Source organism: Paenibacillus ottowii (genome assembly GCF_050516475.1).
GTDB lineage: Bacteria > Bacillota > Bacilli > Paenibacillales > Paenibacillaceae > Paenibacillus > Paenibacillus ottowii.
Genome location: NZ_CP191577.1, coordinates 3,167,221 through 3,185,308, shown reverse-complemented (window position 1 = coordinate 3,185,308; position 18,088 = coordinate 3,167,221). Strand labels below are relative to the sequence as shown.

The following is an 18,088-nucleotide window of genomic DNA, read 5'->3' as shown; positions in this document are numbered from 1 at the left end:
AGGTGCGCTTTCACCCTGCTCTGGTGGTTTTTCTTATTTTAGTGTGGAGGTACATAATCTAATGGAAAAGGGTTATTCACATAGCAGAACAAGAGAGCATCGCTTGAAGAGGAACAGAAGAAGGCTGATGCTGATTGCTATTGTATTATTTGTGGCAGGTTGTATTACTTTTATTGCGATAAAGGTTACGGATAGCAAATCACACGCGCCGACACAGGAGCTTGCTAAAAAAACAGATGCTGCATCCAAGGACTCATCTAATGCCAAAGCTGGCGCAGGGGCAAAGGATAAAGTGGTCCCTCCAAAAAATGATCCCGATGTAGAAGATGGTGCCTTCGTCGAGAAATATTTAAAACAGCAAATGCTAGGACAGATGCCTGATGGAGCCGATGGTAAAAAAGTGGCCTACTTATCCTTCGATGACGGTCCATCCGTGACGGTCACACCTCAAATATTGGACATTCTGAAAAAGCAGAAGGTCAAGGCAACCTTTTTTATTGTAGGTAAAGAAGCCAATGAAAATGAGCATACCAGGAACCTTATCAAAAGAATTGTCAAAGAGGGTCATGCGATAGGAAACCATACGTACTCACATAATTACAAGTATTTATATCCGAACAGACGAGTAAACACGGATCATGTTATGCAGGAGATCGAGAGGAACAATCAGGTTCTAAAAAAAATACTAGGACCCGAATTCTCCACCAGAATGATCCGATTCCCCGGGGGACACATGACATGGAACAGAAGAGATCCACAGGGAATGGCTGCTCTGGATAAGGTTTTGCTTGAAAAGGATTATCATCAAGTAGATTGGAATGTATTAACGAAGGATGCAGAGGGAAGATCCAAGAAGGCACCCGCACTAATCAACCAGTTTATGAGGTCAGTCAAAGGCCGTGAAAAAGCTATTATACTCATGCATGACACTTATGGTAAAGAAGAAACAGCCAAAGCATTGCCGCAAATTATAGAATATCTGAAGAAACAGGGATATGAATTTAAGGTTATGAAGTAGAATATATATGAGCAAAGGACGGGGGCACATCGCCACCGTCCTTTGCGCTATCTAAAGTATATAGTCCGCATCATTTAGATGCGCTCTGCTTCACCCATAGCCTGAATGAAGGCGCCAATCCCTTTGGGGTCATTAGTTATAATCGGCTCACTAATATAATAAGCGAAGGTACCATCCCGGCGATCCTTACCACCCAAACCGCTTACTTGCACTGTTTTGTTCAGATTCACGAGTCCTTCTTCGGTAATCGTGATAAACTCATCAATAATGCCTTTACGGATGATTTCTGCTTCTTGGCGATAATGCTCAGGCAGATAACCTTTGCGAACACCTTTGGCCATAGCGTACAGAATCATGCAGGAAGCAGAGGCTTCCAGATAGTTGCCTTTCACATGGCCCAGATTGAGCACCTGATAGAAGACGCCGCTTTCTTTATCACGCACCTTCAGCAAGGCCTCCAGTGTTTCGTTCAGCATATCAATCAAGACGGGACGATCTGCATGATCTTCCGGGATGTAGTCCAGCACGTCGACGAGTGCCATGACAAACCAGCCCATTGAGCGGCCCCAGAAATTTTTGGAACAGCCTGTTTCCGGGTTGCACCAATGCTGTTCCCGCTTCTCATCCCAAGCATGATAGAGCAGACCCGTTTCAGGATCACGTGTATGCTTGTAGCATAGCTTGAATTGCAGGGTCACATCGTCAAATTCTGACGGGTCTCCGAATTCGAGGATAAATTCAGCATAGAACGGGGCACCCATGTACAAGCCGTCAAGCCAAATTTGATACGGATAGATTTGTTTATGCCAGAACGCGCCCTCGCTGGTGCGAGGATGTTTTTCCAGCTGACTGCGTAATTGGAAGGCTGCCTTTTTATAGCGTTCATCCCCTGTGGCACGATACAGAGAGAAGAGCAGCTTGCCGTTATTCACGTGATCAATATTGTATTCATCTACTTTATAGCGCTGAATCACGCCATTTTCATCAACAAAGTGATCCATATGTTTTTTAATATATTCCATATACTTGGGATCGCCTGTCAGTTCGCCAACCCACTCCAGACCCCTGTAAATCACACCATGGTCATATTCCCATTTTTCATAAAATTCCGGACTCCGCTTAAGCACGGACTCGCTCATACGTACAGCCCAGGAACCTGTTTTTGTAGGATTGGTTGTTGGTTGCGATGTTGAATTTGCCATGATACAGTCACCTCTTCAGTAAAGTTTAATCTGTAATTGTTATTGCTGTTTACATAGACGGAGTATGTGTCTTGGGATCAACGGGTTTGTTCTTGAAGCCCACATTATTGTTGCCCCAGCACCGGTCGTAACTGAAACCTGTCAGCTGTTCGAACACTTTGCGAGCTTCCGGCTTCGCTGATTTCATGGAGCCACCGTTTTTGAGGCGGTCAATCTCCGCGATTAGCTTCTTGTGGCTGTCAATATCCAGCTTCATCACGACAGAAGCCATCATACCGATGATCGCGAGGGCGATCGTACCCACCACGAGTACATAAAAGATAGCGTGCTGAGCAGAGAGTGGCTGACTTTCAGCTCCCGATACAAAGCCAAAGTGCTGCAACACCCAGCCGAGAATGAAGACGACTACGGCTCGCACCATTTTTCCGGCAAAAGTCATCATCCCTGCATAAATACCTTCCCGGCGACGACCAGTCAACGCTTCATCCACATCGGCAAGGAACGTGTATTGATTCCAAGGGATGTAGTAGACGCCACCCGTACCAAGCCCCATGAACAGGGTGATGACATATAGCCATATCATTGTATTAGAGGCTCCTGTGAGATAGAGCAGACCATAACCGGCTACGCTAAAGCAAACGACGACAAGTGCGGCGATGAAAGGCATACGAAACCCTTTACGCACACAGAATTGGATAAAGAAATAGGTAGAGATCAATTGAATGACAGAGTTAAAGCTATTCAGATTGGATACCATTTCAGAGCTTTGGAACAAGGAGAATACAATAAAGTACGTAAACGCTGAAGTAAACAGCCACTCCGCCGAAAAGCCGCCCAGATACATCCCGAGATGATGACGAAATGTCTTGACCCGAAAAGTAGAAGAGATGTCGACAAACAACTTTTTCATGGAATCTATAAAAGAAAGCGGAGCTTCACCTTCCAGTTCCTTTTGCAGTTCCTCACTTGGTCGTTCCCAGGAGTTTTTGTATAAGAATGCCATGGCGATTAGCAGGATTGCTGCAAAAACGAGACCCGTATACAAGAACGGCAATGGTGAGTCTTTGCCGTAAGCAGCAATAAAGCGACCAGGGATAAAAGCGGCGGCGAAATTGGCAATTTTACCGAACATGGCCTTCCATCCAGTCAATCTGGAGCGTGCGCCGAAGTCTCGGGTCATCTCGGAGGCTAGCGCTTCATAAGGCACCATGACAGAGGTGTACACCAGTTCAAACAGCACATACGTACTCAGGTAATACCAGAAGCCCAACCCATCTATCCAAAGCAGCGGATACACGAGCATTAGCGGGATTCCCAACATGATGAAAAAACGGCGTCTGCCGAATTTACGGCCTAAGCGGGTTCGGTGAAAGTTATCGCTGATAAAGCCCATGATCGGATTGCTGACCGCATCTATGATGCTGGCAACAGAGAAGATGGCTGCGGCCTGAACAGGAGACAGTCCGCAGAAGGTTGTATAAAAGTACATTAACCATGCACCACTAATAGCAAGTGCACCACTTCCCAGCATGTTACCGCTTCCATAGGCAAGTGTATGTTTCAGTGTGATTTTTCGTTCCATGATCCGTTCACCTCATATTTTGTCTGGTTATGAGGACAATCACCGGTCGCTATATTATGCAGTATGGTCTAGGTTGGTAGATGGGCCAGGCGTCCTGATGAGTTGGAGCTATTACCGCGCCCCTATATTTCCGCTCGGAGTACCCGAGCCAATCAGATCGCTTCCTTTGGCCAGCTTAAGGAAATCCCCCAGCTGGATGGAAACGTCTGCACTTCGAGTGATGGAAGGTACGAGACTAACAAAGTCATCTGCACTGGCTGCGAGACCTTTGGCATTCGTCGATTTTTTGTTTTTCCACCAGACGTTGGAGTTATCCTGGTCTGTACCACTTGTTTTATCACTCGCTGTTCCCTCGAAAGAAAGATTGTTAATGAACACGTGTTCACCCTTATCAAAGGCGAAATTGCTTTGCCCATTGTCCCATGACGTATTGTTGGTCAACGTGATTGTGCCAGGGTTACTGTTGTAGGTGAATCCATGCTTTTTGTTTTGGAAAGCAATACTGTTTTTCACAATGTGGTTGACTTTGATTTTGTCTCCACCCAGCTTAAAGCCGTTGCCGTCACTGTTCGCAGTAGACGTTCCATCAGAGGTTTGCCCATTGTGATGAGCCACACTGTTCAAAATGGTTACGGCACCGATAGGGCCTGTTTCCGTTTTGCTGTACAGATCCCAACCATCGTCTACGTTGTACGCTGCCAAGCAGTTATCAAACACGTTGCCTGGCCCTACAGTCAGTTTGGCTGCAAAGCCATCGGCATCCTCGCCATTATCAGGATCGGCGTTGTCGTGAGAGTAGGAATTCAAAATCAAATTGTTTGACGGCCACTCATTGTTGGAAGCGTTAGGAGAATAACGTCCGAGCTGGAGCCCGGTATCCCGATTGTGGTGGGTCTCGACGTTTTCAATCCGGTTATTGCTGCCGCCGATATAGATACCGTTATCTCCGGCACCTTTAACCTCAAGACCTTTGACCAGCCAGAAGTCTCCGTTAAGCTGAAGTCCCCGATTGGCTGAACCAAAGGCCTGAGCAGAGAAATCAAGTACGGGCTTTTCACTGCCGTAAGCGACTAACCCTTTGAGTGAGCCGTTACTGCCGTTATTTCCACGCTGAATTGTAATTGTTGAGGAGTAGGCGTAGTTACCACCACGCAGGTAGATCGTTTTGCCAGGGGCAATTTGTGTCAGTGCTGCTTCGAGGGTGGTAGGACTAGAAATGGTGCCTGGATTGGACACGTTACCATTTGGAGCCACATACAAATCACCTGCCGCTAACGTAGTGGAAACAGCTGCTGGATTGGTTGCACTGACTGCCTCCTCTGTGAGTGTGGAAGAGGGAAGGCTGTTGGATGGAACATCCGCGTAAGCGGTTCCAAGAAGGCAAGAAGAAGCAAAAACAAAAGAAATACCGAGTCTTAGAGCGTTAAATCCGTTTTTTGGACGATCATTCCGTTTAAACATGTAAATTCCTCCTTATCTGAGCTCATATTTTAAAAGAAGATAGCACATATAAAAGCGGCTCATGCTGCCATTCCATTAAAAGGCAGGACACCTCCCGGGGGAACAGATTGACCTATCATAAGTCCAAAACGCTCTAAGAAGTATATGCACAGTGTAATATATGTTAACGTTTGCATCAATAGTTTTTTATTGCTTTTTTGATAATGTGAAAAAAAGTTCACACTTTTGTTTCAACTAAAAATATGGCTTTGCTAGACTAGGAAAATTTGATTATGCTTATACATTATACATATAATAGAAATAAAACCGTGAGAAAGGGCGGATTTAGTGCATGGAGAATGGGAAGCATTTGACGAATTCAGTTTCCGAAGCATTGCACGAAAAGCAACCGCGAGTGAAACATGAGATGATGGATTGGCTCAAAGCAATTGTTGTAGCTATTGTGCTCGTGTTCATTATACGTTGGTTATTGTTTGCGCCGTTTATTGTCGAGGGAGCATCCATGGAACCGAACTTCAAGACAGATGAGCGAGTGGTCGTGAATAAGATGATTTACGATTTTCGTGATCCCAAGCCAAGCGAGGTTGTTGTATTCCATGTGAGGAAGGAACAAAAAGATTTTATTAAGCGTGTTATTGGAGTGGCTGGAGATACCATTCAGTATCAAGGTGATCAACTTTATGTAAACGGTAAGAAAGTAGAGGAGCCATACATTCAAAGAGCTATCCAGGATGCTCATGCCAAGGGAGAATTATACAATAATGTGGACTTTCCCAATGGGACCATTACCGAATCCAAGGTTCCTGAGGGGTATATCTTTGTGATGGGTGACCACCGCAATAATAGTAGGGATAGCCGTGCTATTGGTTTTGTTTCCATCAAGGATATTGTTGGACGTGCGGATGTGGTTTTTTGGCCGATCGATAACGCCCAATGGGTTAAGCATAAATAAGGCCAGAGTACAGGCATGGACATCACGAAGACAAGAGGACTTGCGTAAGCTTTACGCAAGTCCTCTTTGGATTGTCTATAAGGGTGTAGTAGTCTCAGCCTTTGACGGCCCCGGCCACTACGCCCTTAACAATGTATTTTTGTAGAAAGATAAATACGATAATGGAGGGCAGCACAGCCATTACCATCGCGGTCATGGCATATTGCCAGTCGGATGTATACTGCCCGACGAAGGTATAGGCGGCCAGGGTAAGCGTTTTGGTGCTAGGTGAGCCGTTGACCATGAGCAGCGGAAGCAGGAAATCGTTCCATATCCACATCACGTCGATAATAACAATGGTGGCGGTGACCGATTTCAGCAACGGAAAGATGACGGAAAAGAAAAGCCGAAAGCCTGAGGCTCCGTCGATCTTGGCGCTTTCGTCAATCTCGACCGGAATGCCTTTCACGAAGCCATGATAGATAAACACTGCCAGCGGGGCTCCGAAACCCCAGTACAGCAGGCCAAGTCCCCAAGTGCTGTCTGCCAAATTCAAGTCTTTCGCCAGTCGCAGAACGGTCAGCATAATAGATTGGAATGGAATCAGCATCGGCATGATGCACAGCATGTAAATGGCGGAGCTCCACTTGCTTTTCGTCCGTGCCAGCTTATAGGCAGCAATGGAGGATATTAGCACGATGCCTGCAAGCCCGAGCAAGGTAATGATCGTGTTATTCAGAAATAAGCGAGGATAGTCAATGAACTTCCATACGTATACATAGTTATCCAGCGAAAGCTGCTTGGGCAGTGCAATGACGTCGGTCATGACCTCAGCGAAGCTTTTGAACGAATTGTTAATGGCGAGAAACAGCGGGTACAAAAATAACAGTGATAATACAATCATGCCCGCTTCCAGCAAAATACGTACCGTACGGCTGCGTTGCATCAGGCTTCAACCTCCCTGCGTTTGAAAATAGACAATTGAATAATCGTAATGACCAGCACTGCAACGAATAAAATCAGGGCTTTGGCTGTTCCGTAGCCATACAGATTGTTCTGGAATGTATCTCGGTAAATATCATACGCAATACTGTATGTCGTACCTCCCGGCCCACCGCCAGTCAGAGATAGAATAACATCGAACACCTTGATCGAGTTGGTCAGTGCCATGAAGACCGAGATCGTAATCGAAGGTGCGAGCATCGGTAAAATAATACTGAAAAATCTCCGAATCGGCCCTGCTCCGTCCACGATGGCAGCCTCTTTTAGATCCTCAGGCACCGATTGCAAGCCTGCGATATAAATGACCATGTAAAAGCCAATAGATTGCCAAATGGATACCGCCAGAATGGAAATAAACGCGAGCCCTTCCTCGCCTAGCCAACTGAGCTGGAAGATACCCCAGCCTGTACTGTGTCCCAGTGACTCGAAGCCTTGCATAAAGATGAATTTCCATATAAAGCCGACAATGACGAGGCTGAGGATATAAGGAATAAAGAAAGCCGCGCGCAGCCAGGCCGAGCTTTTGAGCTTCATGTCGAGGACGAGCGCCAGCAAAATAGCCAGCACGTTTACCAATACAATGTACAGAATGGCATATTTGACCGTAAACCAGGCTGCATGTGCAAAGTTAGCGTCTCCGAGCAAGATTTGCTTGAAGTTATCCAGACCTACGAATTTCGGATGTTTGGATATGCCGTTCCACTTGGTCAGGGAATAGCGTATCGTCATCAAAAACGGAATATAAAATGCAATTGTAATACACAAGATTACGGGCAGGGTGAATAGACCAAATTCTAGCTTACTCCCCTTGTCGCCTTGTGTTCCCCTTTTTCTCAGCATAACGCACCTCTTTTTCTCAGCATTTTCCGGTCTTTCGCTCCAGGCTGTTTAAGATATAATGAAAGTATAGGATAGCCCCTAGGGCCGGACCAATGGATTTAAGAAAACAGTTGAGGGTAAAAATGTGTACGCTTTCAAAAGGGGCGATTATCATGATGTCAGGGCATGTAGGAACATTTCTTCAATCCATGTGGAGGCGGATGACACAAAAATTAGTGAACAAGCTCATTCTGCTGTTTACCTCGGTGATTATCCTGGTGGTGGGCTCACTCACGATTATTTCCTATCAGATGATTGAAAAGGAGTCGGTTAATCATAGCATCGCCAGCACAACAAATAATCTGCTGCTGGTCAATCAGAATTTGGAGGATTACCTGGAGGGGATGCAGCAGCTGGCTCTTCCGCAGCTTCGCTATAACGATATTATGAACGCGATTGCCAATGAGAATCAGGACTATGCTGCACGAATGGTCATTGAGAATTACCTGCGCAACATATTCTATTCCCGCAATGACCTGGAAGCGATCTATTTGTATGTGGCGGACCGGCATCAATACTACGTGGTGACTAGGGAAACGTACAATATTACAGTACGCAAAGGAATAAACACGGATATTCCCAAGCTTCCCTGGTATAAAGAAGCGATGGCCAGTACCGCTAACGAATCTTTTCAATCCTTTGTCGGGTCCCGCTCCAATATGGGCTATGTGGCGCCACAAGCCAGCTTTATGGCTTACCATCGAGTGTTGAGATCGATTGCATCCCGTCACCCGCAGGCAGTGTTGTCCTTCTATTACAATACAAGCGCTATTGATGAAATCATGCAGAATGTCCCGCTGGGTGAGGGAGACCAACTGATGCTGCTCAGCCCTAAACGGGTTCCCTTTTATGTGAATAGCCTTCCGTTGTATGAACGAATGCGTGATTCTGGAGTATTGGCTCAGATTGGAGAGGAAGGAAACGGGCGAGTAACGTGGTCAGATCGCAGTGGCAATCAGGAGTATTTGGTCATTTATGATGCTGGTGAAAAGAACGGATGGCAGCTCATCAAGCCCATTCCGTACCGCCAAATTTATGAAGCAGCTACGACCACGCGGAATTGGAGCTATGTCATCGGAGCTTTATTTTTAGGTGTGTCTATTATTTTAGTGACATTGACCTCGAACGCCATTACCCGACCTTTACATAAGCTATCTACCCAGATGAAACGGTTTAGTACCGGGGATTTTGGGGCAAGGGCTCCTGTGAAGGGGAATGATGAGATTGCATATTTGTCGCTGCATTTTAACGAAATGGTCCAAAGAACCGAAGAACTTATTAATGAGCGCTACCGCATGAAGCTGGTCGAAAAGAATGCCATACTCAAGGCACTGGAGGCAGAAATTAACCCCCATTTTCTGTACAATGCCTTACAAGCCATATCCACACAGGCATTAAAACGGAAGATGTTTGACATGGCAGATATGGTGGATGCTTTGGCCCAAACCCTGCGGTATTCCATCAATGGCAAGGATATCGTAGCTGCCCGCGAAGAGCTCAAGCATATCGAACGGTATATAGGCCTGCAAAAGGCAAGATTCGGGACGAGACTCCAGGTCGAGGTGGTATGGGAGGATACGTTGATGGAGCTGCCGATTCCGAGACTATCCGTGCAAACATTGGTAGAGAACTCTATTAAACATGCGCTGGAGAAAGTATCAAGTGACATTCTGATCGTCATTTCAGCCGAATCGGATTCTACAGACGCTACAATTGCAGTCAGGGACAACGGACCTGGGATTTCAGAGGACAAGCTGAAGATGGTGCTCGATTCGTTCCATGAAAAATGGGAGGAGCGGGAGAGCGAGCATATTGGCTTAAAAAATCTGAACACACGGTTGAAGCTTTTGTATGGAGATCAGGCGGGATTATTCATACTCACAGATGAAACGGGAACGGAAATGAGAATGCAAATTCCCCGGGGAGGAGTCAGCCATGTATAACGTACTAATTATTGATGATGAAGAGCCGTTACGTGAAGCCATTCGTATTGTTGGAGACTGGGATCATCTGGGTATCGAACATATTTATGAGGCGACGAATGGAAGGTTGGGAATGGAGCTGCTCGGTCAGCACCCTATTGATATCGTGATGGTGGATATGAAAATGCCGGAGATGAACGGCATTGAGTTTCTTCGTGTGATCGAAAAGGCGTATCCTCATTTGCTGACCATTGTCATTAGTGGCTACAACGACTTTGAATTTACGCGACAAGCAATTCAATCGCGGGTGGTAGATTATCTGCTCAAACCTATCAACCGCCAAGATCTGAATCAGGCACTGCGCAAGGCGGTGGACATTCTGGAAAGCCGCAAGCAAAGCAAGGACGAGTTCATTAGCCAGAGCATTACGCTAAATATGTCACTGCCAAAGCTGAAAGAGAAGCTGTATGTATCCATTTTGGATGGTAGCTTCAAAAGGCAGGCCGATACCGCGTTGCTCCCTTTAATTGGAGCGGATCGGCCGGAAAACCGCTTCGGAGTCATCGTGCTGAAGCTGCTGAACAGGAATGAGATCCGCAGGACACGCTTTCATGGCGATGTTGAACTGATGGATTTTGCTATAACTAATGTATTAGCGCAGACATCAGATGAACGATTGCGTTGTTTTAGCTTCCCCCATCCGCGACGGGAGCGCGAGGTCGTTTCGGTCTGTACCCTGGCGCCAGGACAGGAAGAGCATATGCCTCTCCTATTGGCACAAGTGGCCCAGAAGGCAGTTGTGAATCTGCACGGGCTGTTCAGTATGGTGGTAGCGGCCGGATTGGGCAAGCTCTGTACAGACGTAGTGGAACTGGCTTCTGCTTATAGGGATGCCAAGATGCTCATTCACAGCACGGATGTGTTGAAGCTGGAGGGGGAATCTATACTCCATACGGTGCCCCGGCAAATGGGTTCATCAGAGGAAATAACATGGACGGATCGGCTGTTGTCGATTCAAAAGGACGCTCAGACGGGTCAGGCCAATCGGGCAAAAGTGCTGCTGGGCGATCTGTTGAAACAATTGGCATCAGGCCCTGTTTTCCGCTTACAAGATGCAGATCGATTGATGCGGGAGTTCCATTTTTTACTAAGAGAAGCAGCGATTGAGCTGAGTACGCCTGTGTCCGCGTCTAATCAGGAGGGAACTTTCGGGGAACTGGGGCGCGTGGTTGAAGGCGATTTGTCTGCTGATTTTACGAGCTTTGCCGACTACAGTCAGAGATTACACCGGATGCTTGAGCTTTACATTGCTGGGGTTCAACATGTTCAAGCGGGAAACCAGCCCTTTGATATTACAGAGATCAAAAGGTACATTGACCGCTACTATTTTGAAGATATCAAAATCTCGTTTTTTGCTGAAACCTACTTTTTGAGCCGGGAATATTTGATGAAGTTGTTCAAGCAGCAATTTGGTTACGGCATTCACGAATATGTACAGAAGGTCAGAATGGACAAGGCGAAGGAGCTGTTAGGTGATTCCAGCCTGAAAATTCAGGAAATCTCCGATATGCTCGGGTACAAGGATAAGAACTATTTCAGTAAGGCTTTTCGCAATTATTATCAGGTGTCACCGTCGGAGTATCGCGTGAGCCTGCAATAAACCACTTTTTTACCCTTAACGCTTCACTAATCTGCCTTTTTAATTGAGGCTATATTTTTTAGAATGAGCGCATGGACGTTGATCACAAACAGATGGGGGAGTATCCATGTTAAAGAAGATGATGGCGTTATCCGGCAGTTTGCTTTTGACGGTCGGTTTGTTGAGCGGATGCGGAAGCAGCGGCGGCACAGATGCGGCTAAAGAAAGCACTGGCGGCAAAGAAGATTTGAAAACGGTTACAATAAACATGTTTACAGCCTCACCGGAGTATACTGATGCTTTTAACGCGTATATTGAGGAGTATAAAAAGGTCAAGCCTAATGTGAAGATCAATCTGGAGATCATGCAGGCAGACTACAACACCATTCTTAAGTCAAAAATAGCTTCAGGCAGTACACCGGATGTGTTCCAGACCACGGCTGGAGGCGATATCGACACTTATGCTGATTATAGCGCGGATCTGACCAATGAGCCGCTGGCAGCAGCCATGACGGATGCCGTCCGGGCGAATATGAGTTCCAGTGACGGCAAAGTGTTGGGATTACCGGTCAAGGGGAACCTGTTTGCGTTGATCTACAACAAAGATTTGCTTACCAAGGCTGGAATAACCTCCCCGCCGAAGACGGTTGCAGAGATGCAGGATGCCGTTACCAAGCTAGAGGCGAAGGGAATTACTCCATTTGCTAATGCCTATAAGGAGTGGTGGGTATGGAAGCACATTTTCCAACACTATGTAGATGCTGCAGCGCAGGATGCCGGGGTAGAGCCGAAGCAGCTTGTTAATGATTTTATTGCAGGCAAAGCGAAAATCAAGGACTACCCATTGCTGTACAACAACTTCTTTAGTTTCATTGATCTGACGGTGAAACATGGTACAGATAAGCCGCTGGAACGGGATAGCAATGCTGAAGTGAGCGATTTTGCCTCTGGTAAAGCCGCATTTATGACGGGCAAAGGTGCATGGGATGAGGAAGCGATTAAGAAAATTAATCCGGATCTCAAGATTGGCATCATGGGATATCCGGTAAGTGACAAAGCGGATCAATCGGTCATCATTACGGGGGCCGATCAGGCACTGCGTATTAACAAGGATTCCGAGGTATCCAAGGAAACGATTGAATTCTTCAACTGGCTGTACACCTCAGAATACGGTAAGAACTGGTTCTCCCAAGTAGCGAAGGTAATTCCTCCAATTAAGGATGCTCCGCTTCCTGATCTGGAAATGCCTAAGGAAATGGAAAGCATTTTGAAAACATCCAAATCCGGTGATTTGTCTGTGAACTACTCGCTGGATACATTCCACCAAAAATTTGGTGAACTGATGCAGGCTTATATCAGTGGTAACATGAACAAGGATCAGGCGGTTGCAGAGATTGAGAAGGCATGGACGCAGTTAGGTTCAGCGCAATAAGATTGGTTTTCGCAGAGGCGCCCTTACGGGCGCCTTTTTGTGTTATGGATAGAGCCAGTAAAAATGCAGACAAAAAAATATTTAATAATATTTAAATATTTACTTGCAAAAAGTTATTGAGTTATGGATAATAGATTGTGTGCAATATATCTACACCATTATGATATACATAATGACTGCACGGTGCAAATACGAGGGATGCCCCAGTTGGGGAATCTCTTTGTTTCGGTTGGACTGTGCCGATTGTGCTTATAATAGATCGTGTAATTTGGAGTGTATTTCTAGTTATGTGTTAGCGATAAAAAAGGAGATGAGCGTTTTGAAGACTTCGTTGTTTACACCGTATTCAATCAAAGATTTGGAGTTAAAAAATCGTGTGGTCATGGCCCCAATGTGCCAATACTCGGTGACGGCCAAAGATGGAATTCCGAATGATTGGCATCATGTTCACTACCTGAGCAGAGCTATCGGAGGCACGGGTCTAATTATTATAGAAATGACGGACGTAGAACCGGACGGACGGATTACAGATTATGACTTGGGACTGTGGTCAGACGAGCATGTCCCAGCTTATAAGAAGCTGGTTGACGGTATTCATGCGCACGGAGCCAAGGTAGGCATTCAGATTGCTCATGCAGGCCGTAAAGCTGAGGATGCAGCAGAGCCGGTGGCTCCTTCGGCCATCGCCTACCCGGATGCAAATTATAAGCAGCCGCGCGCACTGACCACGGAGGAAGTGCATGGCATGGTGCAAAAATTCGCAGACGCCGCCCGGCGGGCGGTTCAAGCGGGCGTGGATACGATTGAGCTTCACGGTGCGCATGGTTATCTAATTCACCAGTTCCATTCACCAGTTACGAACAAGCGGGATGACGAGTATGGTAAGGATTTATCCCGTTTCGGCGTTGAGGTTATTCAGGCTGTACGCAAGGAAATGCCTGCGGGTATGCCGTTAATCTTCCGTATCAGCGCGGTGGAATACGTAGATGGTGGATACGATGTGGATCATGCCATTGAGCTGGGGCGCGCATATCAGGCGGCAGGCGTGGATGTGATCCATGTTAGCTCGGGCGGAGAAGGCCCGGCTGGAGCTAGAAAGCCAGGCAACTATCCGGGCTACCAAGTGCCGTTTGCTCGTCAAATCCGCGAGGCGCTGAACATCCCAGTAATCGCCGTTGGCGTACTGGATGACCCAGCCTTGGCGCAGTCTGTAATCGGCAATGAGGATGCCGATCTGGTCGCTGTGGGACGCGGACTGCTGCGCGATCCGTATTGGGCGATTCATGCAGCGGTTGCGCTGCGCGGCGAAAAGCCCTCCGTACCTGAACAATATCAACGTGGCTACTGAGGCCTAAGTAATCCCACGTTGTTTATATATAAACAGGCACCTGTAACGAAGTGTATGCTTCGTCGGGTGCCTGTTTTGTTTTATGGGCTGTCTTTATTTGTAGGATGGCTCCGGCACTTCATTTTGTAGGAAATCTATTTGTTTCATATAAGAGTTAGAATAAGTGCTGCTATAAGACATTAGATCCGCATGGCTGCCCTGTTCTACAATTTGACCATTTTGAACAACTAATATATGATCCGCATGAATGACTGTTTGGAATTTATGAGCAATAATAATGATAGTTCGTTTACCCTTAAGCTCATTTAGAAGGTCCAAGATTAGAGATTCAGTTTCAGCGTCAAGGGCAGAGGTTAGCTCATCCAAAATGAGCACAGGTGCATTGTGAAGCAGTGCCCTGGCTATAGCCAGACGTTGTTTCTGGCCTACCGATAAATCATATTTTCCAGAAATAATATTAGTATTATATTTTTCAGGAAGGGATGAGATATAGTCATGTAACCCCACCTTCTTTGAAATATTAACAACTTCATCTAAAGTAGCATTTTTATTGCCAAAGGCAATATTATCGAATATGGTTCCTGTTGTTAATAATTCTTCTTGTGTGACTACCGCTATATTTTTATAGAAGTAATTTTTATTCAAATCGTGTAATCTTTTATCCCCATAGTAGATCTCGCCCTTAGTCGGAATGACTTCTCCGGTCAGGAGCTTCACAATAGTCGTTTTACCAGATCCACTTTCACCTACGATACCTAACATTTGATTTTTTTTGATTTCAAACGAGATGTCATCAAGAATAGGAGTAAGATTGTTATAGGAAAAAGAAACATTTTTTACGTATATTCCATTTTCCATAAATCCCTCAATATTTGTGCCGTTCCAAACATCATTTAAATTGAAAAAGTTAAGAATCCTTTCAGCTGAAGCTATCGCTGATTGCACACCTACGTTTAATTGCGACAAGCGTGATACAGGTTGTAGCAACTTGACTATATATGTACTGAAAGCAACCAGTGTCCCTAAAGTAATCTCTCCATAAATCAGTAAAAAACCTCCAATAACTAGTAAAAGTAAAGGGAAAAATCCGCTTAAAAAGTTACTGATTATACCTAGTAGCAGTTCTCGCGCAAAAAGTTTTTTCAAAATACGAACCAAAAGGATTTGTTCTCTGCAAAATAGGGCACTACTATATTTTTGACGGTTGAATCTGATTGCAGTCCATTTTTGTTTCAAACCTAACTGAAGGGTTTCTGTCATATTTTCATATTGTTTTTTGTAGGCAACATTTAATTGGTAGACTTTCTTTTTTGAATTGTAGTATAAGAAAAAGTAAATAGGGATAAAGATCAGGGAGACCGTTGCCAGCTTCCAATTCATAAAATAGAGAACAACAGCGGTTGCGACAATTGTCAGACAGTCCGTAAACATAGCTATAAATGCTTGATTTAACAATCCAGTAAGAGCTTCAACATCATTATAGAGTAAGGAAATAATTTTTCCGGTGGGCTGATAGCTTCGTAAATTTAGATTTTGTTGATGTATATCATTCCTCAACCGGAACTGTAATAAATTTTTGATTTTAAAAATAACTGAATCTCTCAGTGCTCCTGTCAATCCTCCACCAATTAGTAGCAATAAAAAAAGGCTACCTAAATAGCTGATTTCTTTAGCTGAGAGTGTTTCTGTGTTATAGGAGTCTATCAGCCGTTGCATTAAAATAGGCTGGTAGACCGTGAATAATATATTTATAACAATGATACAAAGTGCAATAATTTGTAGTGATAGTAAAGGCTTAATGTATTTTTTGATTAGTTGGAACATAAAATAGGCCCTCCATATTTGGGGATAAAGCCAGATAGAATTAGAGTAGCTAGATCGGCATTGTTAATAAATAATACGTAGTGATATAGAGGCACAATGCCGAGTAGTTATTACTAACCCAAAAGGGTGCTTCTTTGTTCCTGGGTAAGTTGGAGGTACAAATTCATTGTAGCATTAATAAAGTTCTTAGTTACTTTGCAAAGTTTGGCGACAGGTTGACTGACATTTCCATTCTCTGCAAAGTTCTCTTGATGGCATCCACCACCACAAAGATTTTTGGCCCAACACTTTGAACAGGTAGTTCTATTTCTTACTGTTGAATTCTCAATGAAATCATACTGTTTGCTCAACGGATCTTCCTCAAACAGATTGCCTATGGAGCATTCATCCTCGCCTACAAAACGATGGCAAGGGAACAGATTTCCCCTAACATCAACAGCAGCCGCATTCGTACCCGCTCCACAAAAGTGAATTCTAGGACCGCCGGAATGAATTTTATTAAGCATACCAAGGACATTGGACATTCTTTTGGCTGTAGCATAGTCTTCCCGCTCCAGCAACTCTCGGAAATGCTCTACGAGTTTAATCATTTCTTTTGATAAAGTATCGTAGTGTTCGTCCGATAGGGAATAAAGTGCGGGAGATAGATATATATTTCTAAACCCCAGTTTCACTAAATGGTCAAAAGATTTAGAAAGGTCAAGCTCTGCAGGGGTTACAGTACCTCGTGCGCCAATTTTATGATCATTTCTCATTTCTTCTGTGCGTTTCAAAAGTAAATCGTAAGACCCTTGCCCACCTTTGAAAAAACGATTGAAATTATGTGTTTTCTCATCACCATCTATGCTGGTCTGCACAGAAAAATGATGTTTGTAAAAAAAGTTTTTGATTTTAGGAGTAATAAGTGTACCATTCGTAGTTATTGAAAAAGTAAATTTCTTATTATGAATTTCAGATTGCTCATGAACATACTGCACCGTCTCTTGTATGAGAGGGAAATTTATCAGGGGTTCCCCACCAAAAAAAGTGATATTTAACTGTTCAATTTCTCCCGATTGTTGGATCAGAAAGTCTACAGCAGATCTAGCAATCTCTGATGTCATTTTCCCTTTTTGATTATATTCTCCCTCCTCCCCGTAACAGTAAGTGCATCTAAGGTTACATTCTTGGACCATAAACAACGTCAGAGAGGATAACCTAAACACTTTATGCGATTTATCAAGCACCCCCATTTTTTCAACATCTGATATGTTGGTATCTGTGGTAATAATATATGCTTCCTTCATATTTTGGATGGCTTCTTTTACTTGTGATAATTCATAACGCTCGGCCAAATCCTTAACAACATGTTCCTCGTTTTTGCCTTTACTATGTAGAATATCGATAATTAATGAGTCAATCTCAAATATGGCATTCGTCACCACGTTATAAAAGAAGGTTTTTGAGCCGACTTCAAACAATTTATAAGGGTGAAAATGAATGAGTTCATCTTTTTTATCCTGAATCAGATTAGCCATTCCAAAGACCTCACTTTTATTATTGGGATAAGTTAAGAAAGGAAAACGGGATTAATTTTAATTAATCCCGTTTGGAAAGTATCAAATCAAATAGATAAGGAAGTCCTACGTATCACTGAAAATGCAAAAGTCAGCTTTGTCACATTTGCGACAGTAATCACCAGTATCACAGAAGTAACAAGTATCGCTTGTCGTACAACCTCTGGCAAGCACAGGCTCTTTAACCCCTGCTATAACGTTGATTTGTTTTAGCATTTTCCCACCTCCTTATACAAAGCTATACGGTGTTTAGGTATGTAAAGCACATATAAATCATACATCCATAAAGGGA

At 44.6% G+C, this 18,088-nt stretch carries 14 protein-coding genes; 6 read left to right on the top strand and 8 right to left on the bottom strand.

Annotated elements, in window-relative coordinates:
• Positions 1–61 precede the first annotated feature (61 nt).
• Entirely contained in the window at positions 62–1,018 is a 957-nt protein-coding gene (locus tag ACQQ6X_RS14790; protein ID WP_305165951.1) for a polysaccharide deacetylase family protein, read from the top strand.
• A gap of 74 nt (positions 1,019–1,092) precedes the next feature.
• Here ACQQ6X_RS14790 and ACQQ6X_RS14785 read toward each other — a convergent pair whose 3' ends face one another.
• The 3 genes from ACQQ6X_RS14785 to ACQQ6X_RS14775 all read right to left on the bottom strand — a co-directional run bounded on the left by ACQQ6X_RS14785 (position 1,093) and on the right by ACQQ6X_RS14775 (position 5,263).
• Positions 1,093–2,220 carry a glycoside hydrolase family 88/105 protein gene (locus tag ACQQ6X_RS14785; RefSeq protein WP_305165950.1) on the bottom strand — a complete coding sequence of 376 codons (1,128 nt, stop codon included), beginning with the start codon at positions 2,218–2,220 and terminating at the stop codon, positions 1,093–1,095.
• A 49-nt stretch (positions 2,221–2,269) separates the two neighbouring features.
• Entirely contained in the window at positions 2,270–3,802 is a 1,533-nt protein-coding gene (locus ACQQ6X_RS14780) for an MFS transporter (protein ID WP_305165949.1), read from the bottom strand.
• A 111-nt stretch (positions 3,803–3,913) separates the two neighbouring features.
• Positions 3,914–5,263, bottom strand: coding sequence for a right-handed parallel beta-helix repeat-containing protein (locus ACQQ6X_RS14775; RefSeq protein WP_305165948.1), 1,350 nt, complete (start codon positions 5,261–5,263; stop codon positions 3,914–3,916).
• Positions 5,264–5,594: 331 nt separating this feature from the next.
• Here ACQQ6X_RS14775 and lepB point away from each other — a divergent pair, with 331 nt between their 5' ends.
• Positions 5,595–6,215: a signal peptidase I gene (gene lepB, locus ACQQ6X_RS14770; protein ID WP_305165947.1), complete on the top strand. Its 621-nt coding sequence runs from the start codon at positions 5,595–5,597 to the stop codon at positions 6,213–6,215.
• A gap of 94 nt (positions 6,216–6,309) precedes the next feature.
• On the opposite strand, the gene ACQQ6X_RS14765 is transcribed toward lepB, so the two are convergent.
• Both ACQQ6X_RS14765 and ACQQ6X_RS14760 read right to left on the bottom strand, forming a co-directional pair.
• Positions 6,310–7,140, bottom strand: coding sequence for a carbohydrate ABC transporter permease (locus ACQQ6X_RS14765; protein ID WP_305165946.1), 831 nt, complete (start codon positions 7,138–7,140; stop codon positions 6,310–6,312).
• Positions 7,140–8,036: a carbohydrate ABC transporter permease gene (locus ACQQ6X_RS14760; RefSeq protein WP_305165945.1), complete on the bottom strand. Its 897-nt coding sequence runs from the start codon at positions 8,034–8,036 to the stop codon at positions 7,140–7,142. Before ACQQ6X_RS14760 ends, ACQQ6X_RS14765 begins: the two co-directional genes overlap by 1 nt.
• A 122-nt stretch (positions 8,037–8,158) precedes the next feature.
• Between ACQQ6X_RS14760 and ACQQ6X_RS14755 the strand changes: the two genes are divergently transcribed.
• The 4 genes from ACQQ6X_RS14755 (at position 8,159) to ACQQ6X_RS14740 (ending at position 14,416) form a co-directional block, all read left to right on the top strand.
• Positions 8,159–10,018, top strand: a complete 1,860-nt coding sequence (locus ACQQ6X_RS14755; RefSeq protein ID WP_305165944.1) for a cache domain-containing sensor histidine kinase — start codon at positions 8,159–8,161, stop codon at positions 10,016–10,018.
• Positions 10,011–11,657: a response regulator transcription factor gene (locus tag ACQQ6X_RS14750; protein ID WP_305165943.1), complete on the top strand. Its 1,647-nt coding sequence runs from the start codon at positions 10,011–10,013 to the stop codon at positions 11,655–11,657. The genes ACQQ6X_RS14755 and ACQQ6X_RS14750 overlap by 8 nt, the downstream gene beginning before the upstream one ends.
• Positions 11,658–11,763: 106 nt before the next feature.
• The gene (locus tag ACQQ6X_RS14745) at positions 11,764–13,068 is read left to right on the top strand and encodes an extracellular solute-binding protein (RefSeq protein WP_305165942.1); all 1,305 of its coding nucleotides are present in this window, start codon (positions 11,764–11,766) and stop codon (positions 13,066–13,068) included.
• A gap of 319 nt (positions 13,069–13,387) precedes the next feature.
• Positions 13,388–14,416, top strand: a complete 1,029-nt coding sequence (locus ACQQ6X_RS14740) for an NADH:flavin oxidoreductase/NADH oxidase (RefSeq protein WP_305165941.1) — start codon at positions 13,388–13,390, stop codon at positions 14,414–14,416.
• Between the two features lie 93 nt (positions 14,417–14,509).
• Here ACQQ6X_RS14740 and ACQQ6X_RS14735 read toward each other — a convergent pair whose 3' ends face one another.
• The 3 genes from ACQQ6X_RS14735 to papA all read right to left on the bottom strand — a co-directional run bounded on the left by ACQQ6X_RS14735 (position 14,510) and on the right by papA (position 18,012).
• Positions 14,510–16,240 carry an ABC transporter ATP-binding protein gene (locus ACQQ6X_RS14735; RefSeq protein WP_305165940.1) on the bottom strand — a complete coding sequence of 577 codons (1,731 nt, stop codon included), beginning with the start codon at positions 16,238–16,240 and terminating at the stop codon, positions 14,510–14,512.
• A gap of 113 nt (positions 16,241–16,353) precedes the next feature.
• Positions 16,354–17,757, bottom strand: a complete 1,404-nt coding sequence (gene papB, locus ACQQ6X_RS14730; RefSeq protein ID WP_305165939.1) for a PapB family radical SAM/SPASM ranthipeptide maturase — start codon at positions 17,755–17,757, stop codon at positions 16,354–16,356.
• Between the two features lie 105 nt (positions 17,758–17,862).
• Positions 17,863–18,012, bottom strand: coding sequence for a freyrasin family ranthipeptide (papA, locus tag ACQQ6X_RS14725; RefSeq protein WP_369425857.1), 150 nt, complete (start codon positions 18,010–18,012; stop codon positions 17,863–17,865).
• Between the last annotated feature and the right edge of the window lie 76 nt (positions 18,013–18,088).

Coding starts and splice junctions, on each gene's coding strand:
- ACQQ6X_RS14790 (WP_305165951.1), top strand. CDS start 62: ATGGAAAAGGGTTATTCACATAGCAGAACAAGAGAGCATCGCTTGAAG.
- ACQQ6X_RS14785 (WP_305165950.1), bottom strand. CDS start 2,220: ATGGCAAATTCAACATCGCAACCAACAACCAATCCTACAAAAACAGGT.
- ACQQ6X_RS14780 (WP_305165949.1), bottom strand. CDS start 3,802: ATGGAACGAAAAATCACACTGAAACATACACTTGCCTATGGAAGCGGT.
- ACQQ6X_RS14775 (WP_305165948.1), bottom strand. CDS start 5,263: ATGTTTAAACGGAATGATCGTCCAAAAAACGGATTTAACGCTCTAAGA.
- lepB (WP_305165947.1), top strand. CDS start 5,595: ATGGAGAATGGGAAGCATTTGACGAATTCAGTTTCCGAAGCATTGCAC.
- ACQQ6X_RS14765 (WP_305165946.1), bottom strand. CDS start 7,140: ATGCAACGCAGCCGTACGGTACGTATTTTGCTGGAAGCGGGCATGATT.
- ACQQ6X_RS14760 (WP_305165945.1), bottom strand. CDS start 8,036: ATGCTGAGAAAAAGGGGAACACAAGGCGACAAGGGGAGTAAGCTAGAA.
- ACQQ6X_RS14755 (WP_305165944.1), top strand. CDS start 8,159: ATGTGTACGCTTTCAAAAGGGGCGATTATCATGATGTCAGGGCATGTA.
- ACQQ6X_RS14750 (WP_305165943.1), top strand. CDS start 10,011: ATGTATAACGTACTAATTATTGATGATGAAGAGCCGTTACGTGAAGCC.
- ACQQ6X_RS14745 (WP_305165942.1), top strand. CDS start 11,764: ATGTTAAAGAAGATGATGGCGTTATCCGGCAGTTTGCTTTTGACGGTC.
- ACQQ6X_RS14735 (WP_305165940.1), bottom strand. CDS start 16,240: ATGTTCCAACTAATCAAAAAATACATTAAGCCTTTACTATCACTACAA.
- papB (WP_305165939.1), bottom strand. CDS start 17,757: ATGGCTAATCTGATTCAGGATAAAAAAGATGAACTCATTCATTTTCAC.
- papA (WP_369425857.1), bottom strand. CDS start 18,012: ATGCTAAAACAAATCAACGTTATAGCAGGGGTTAAAGAGCCTGTGCTT.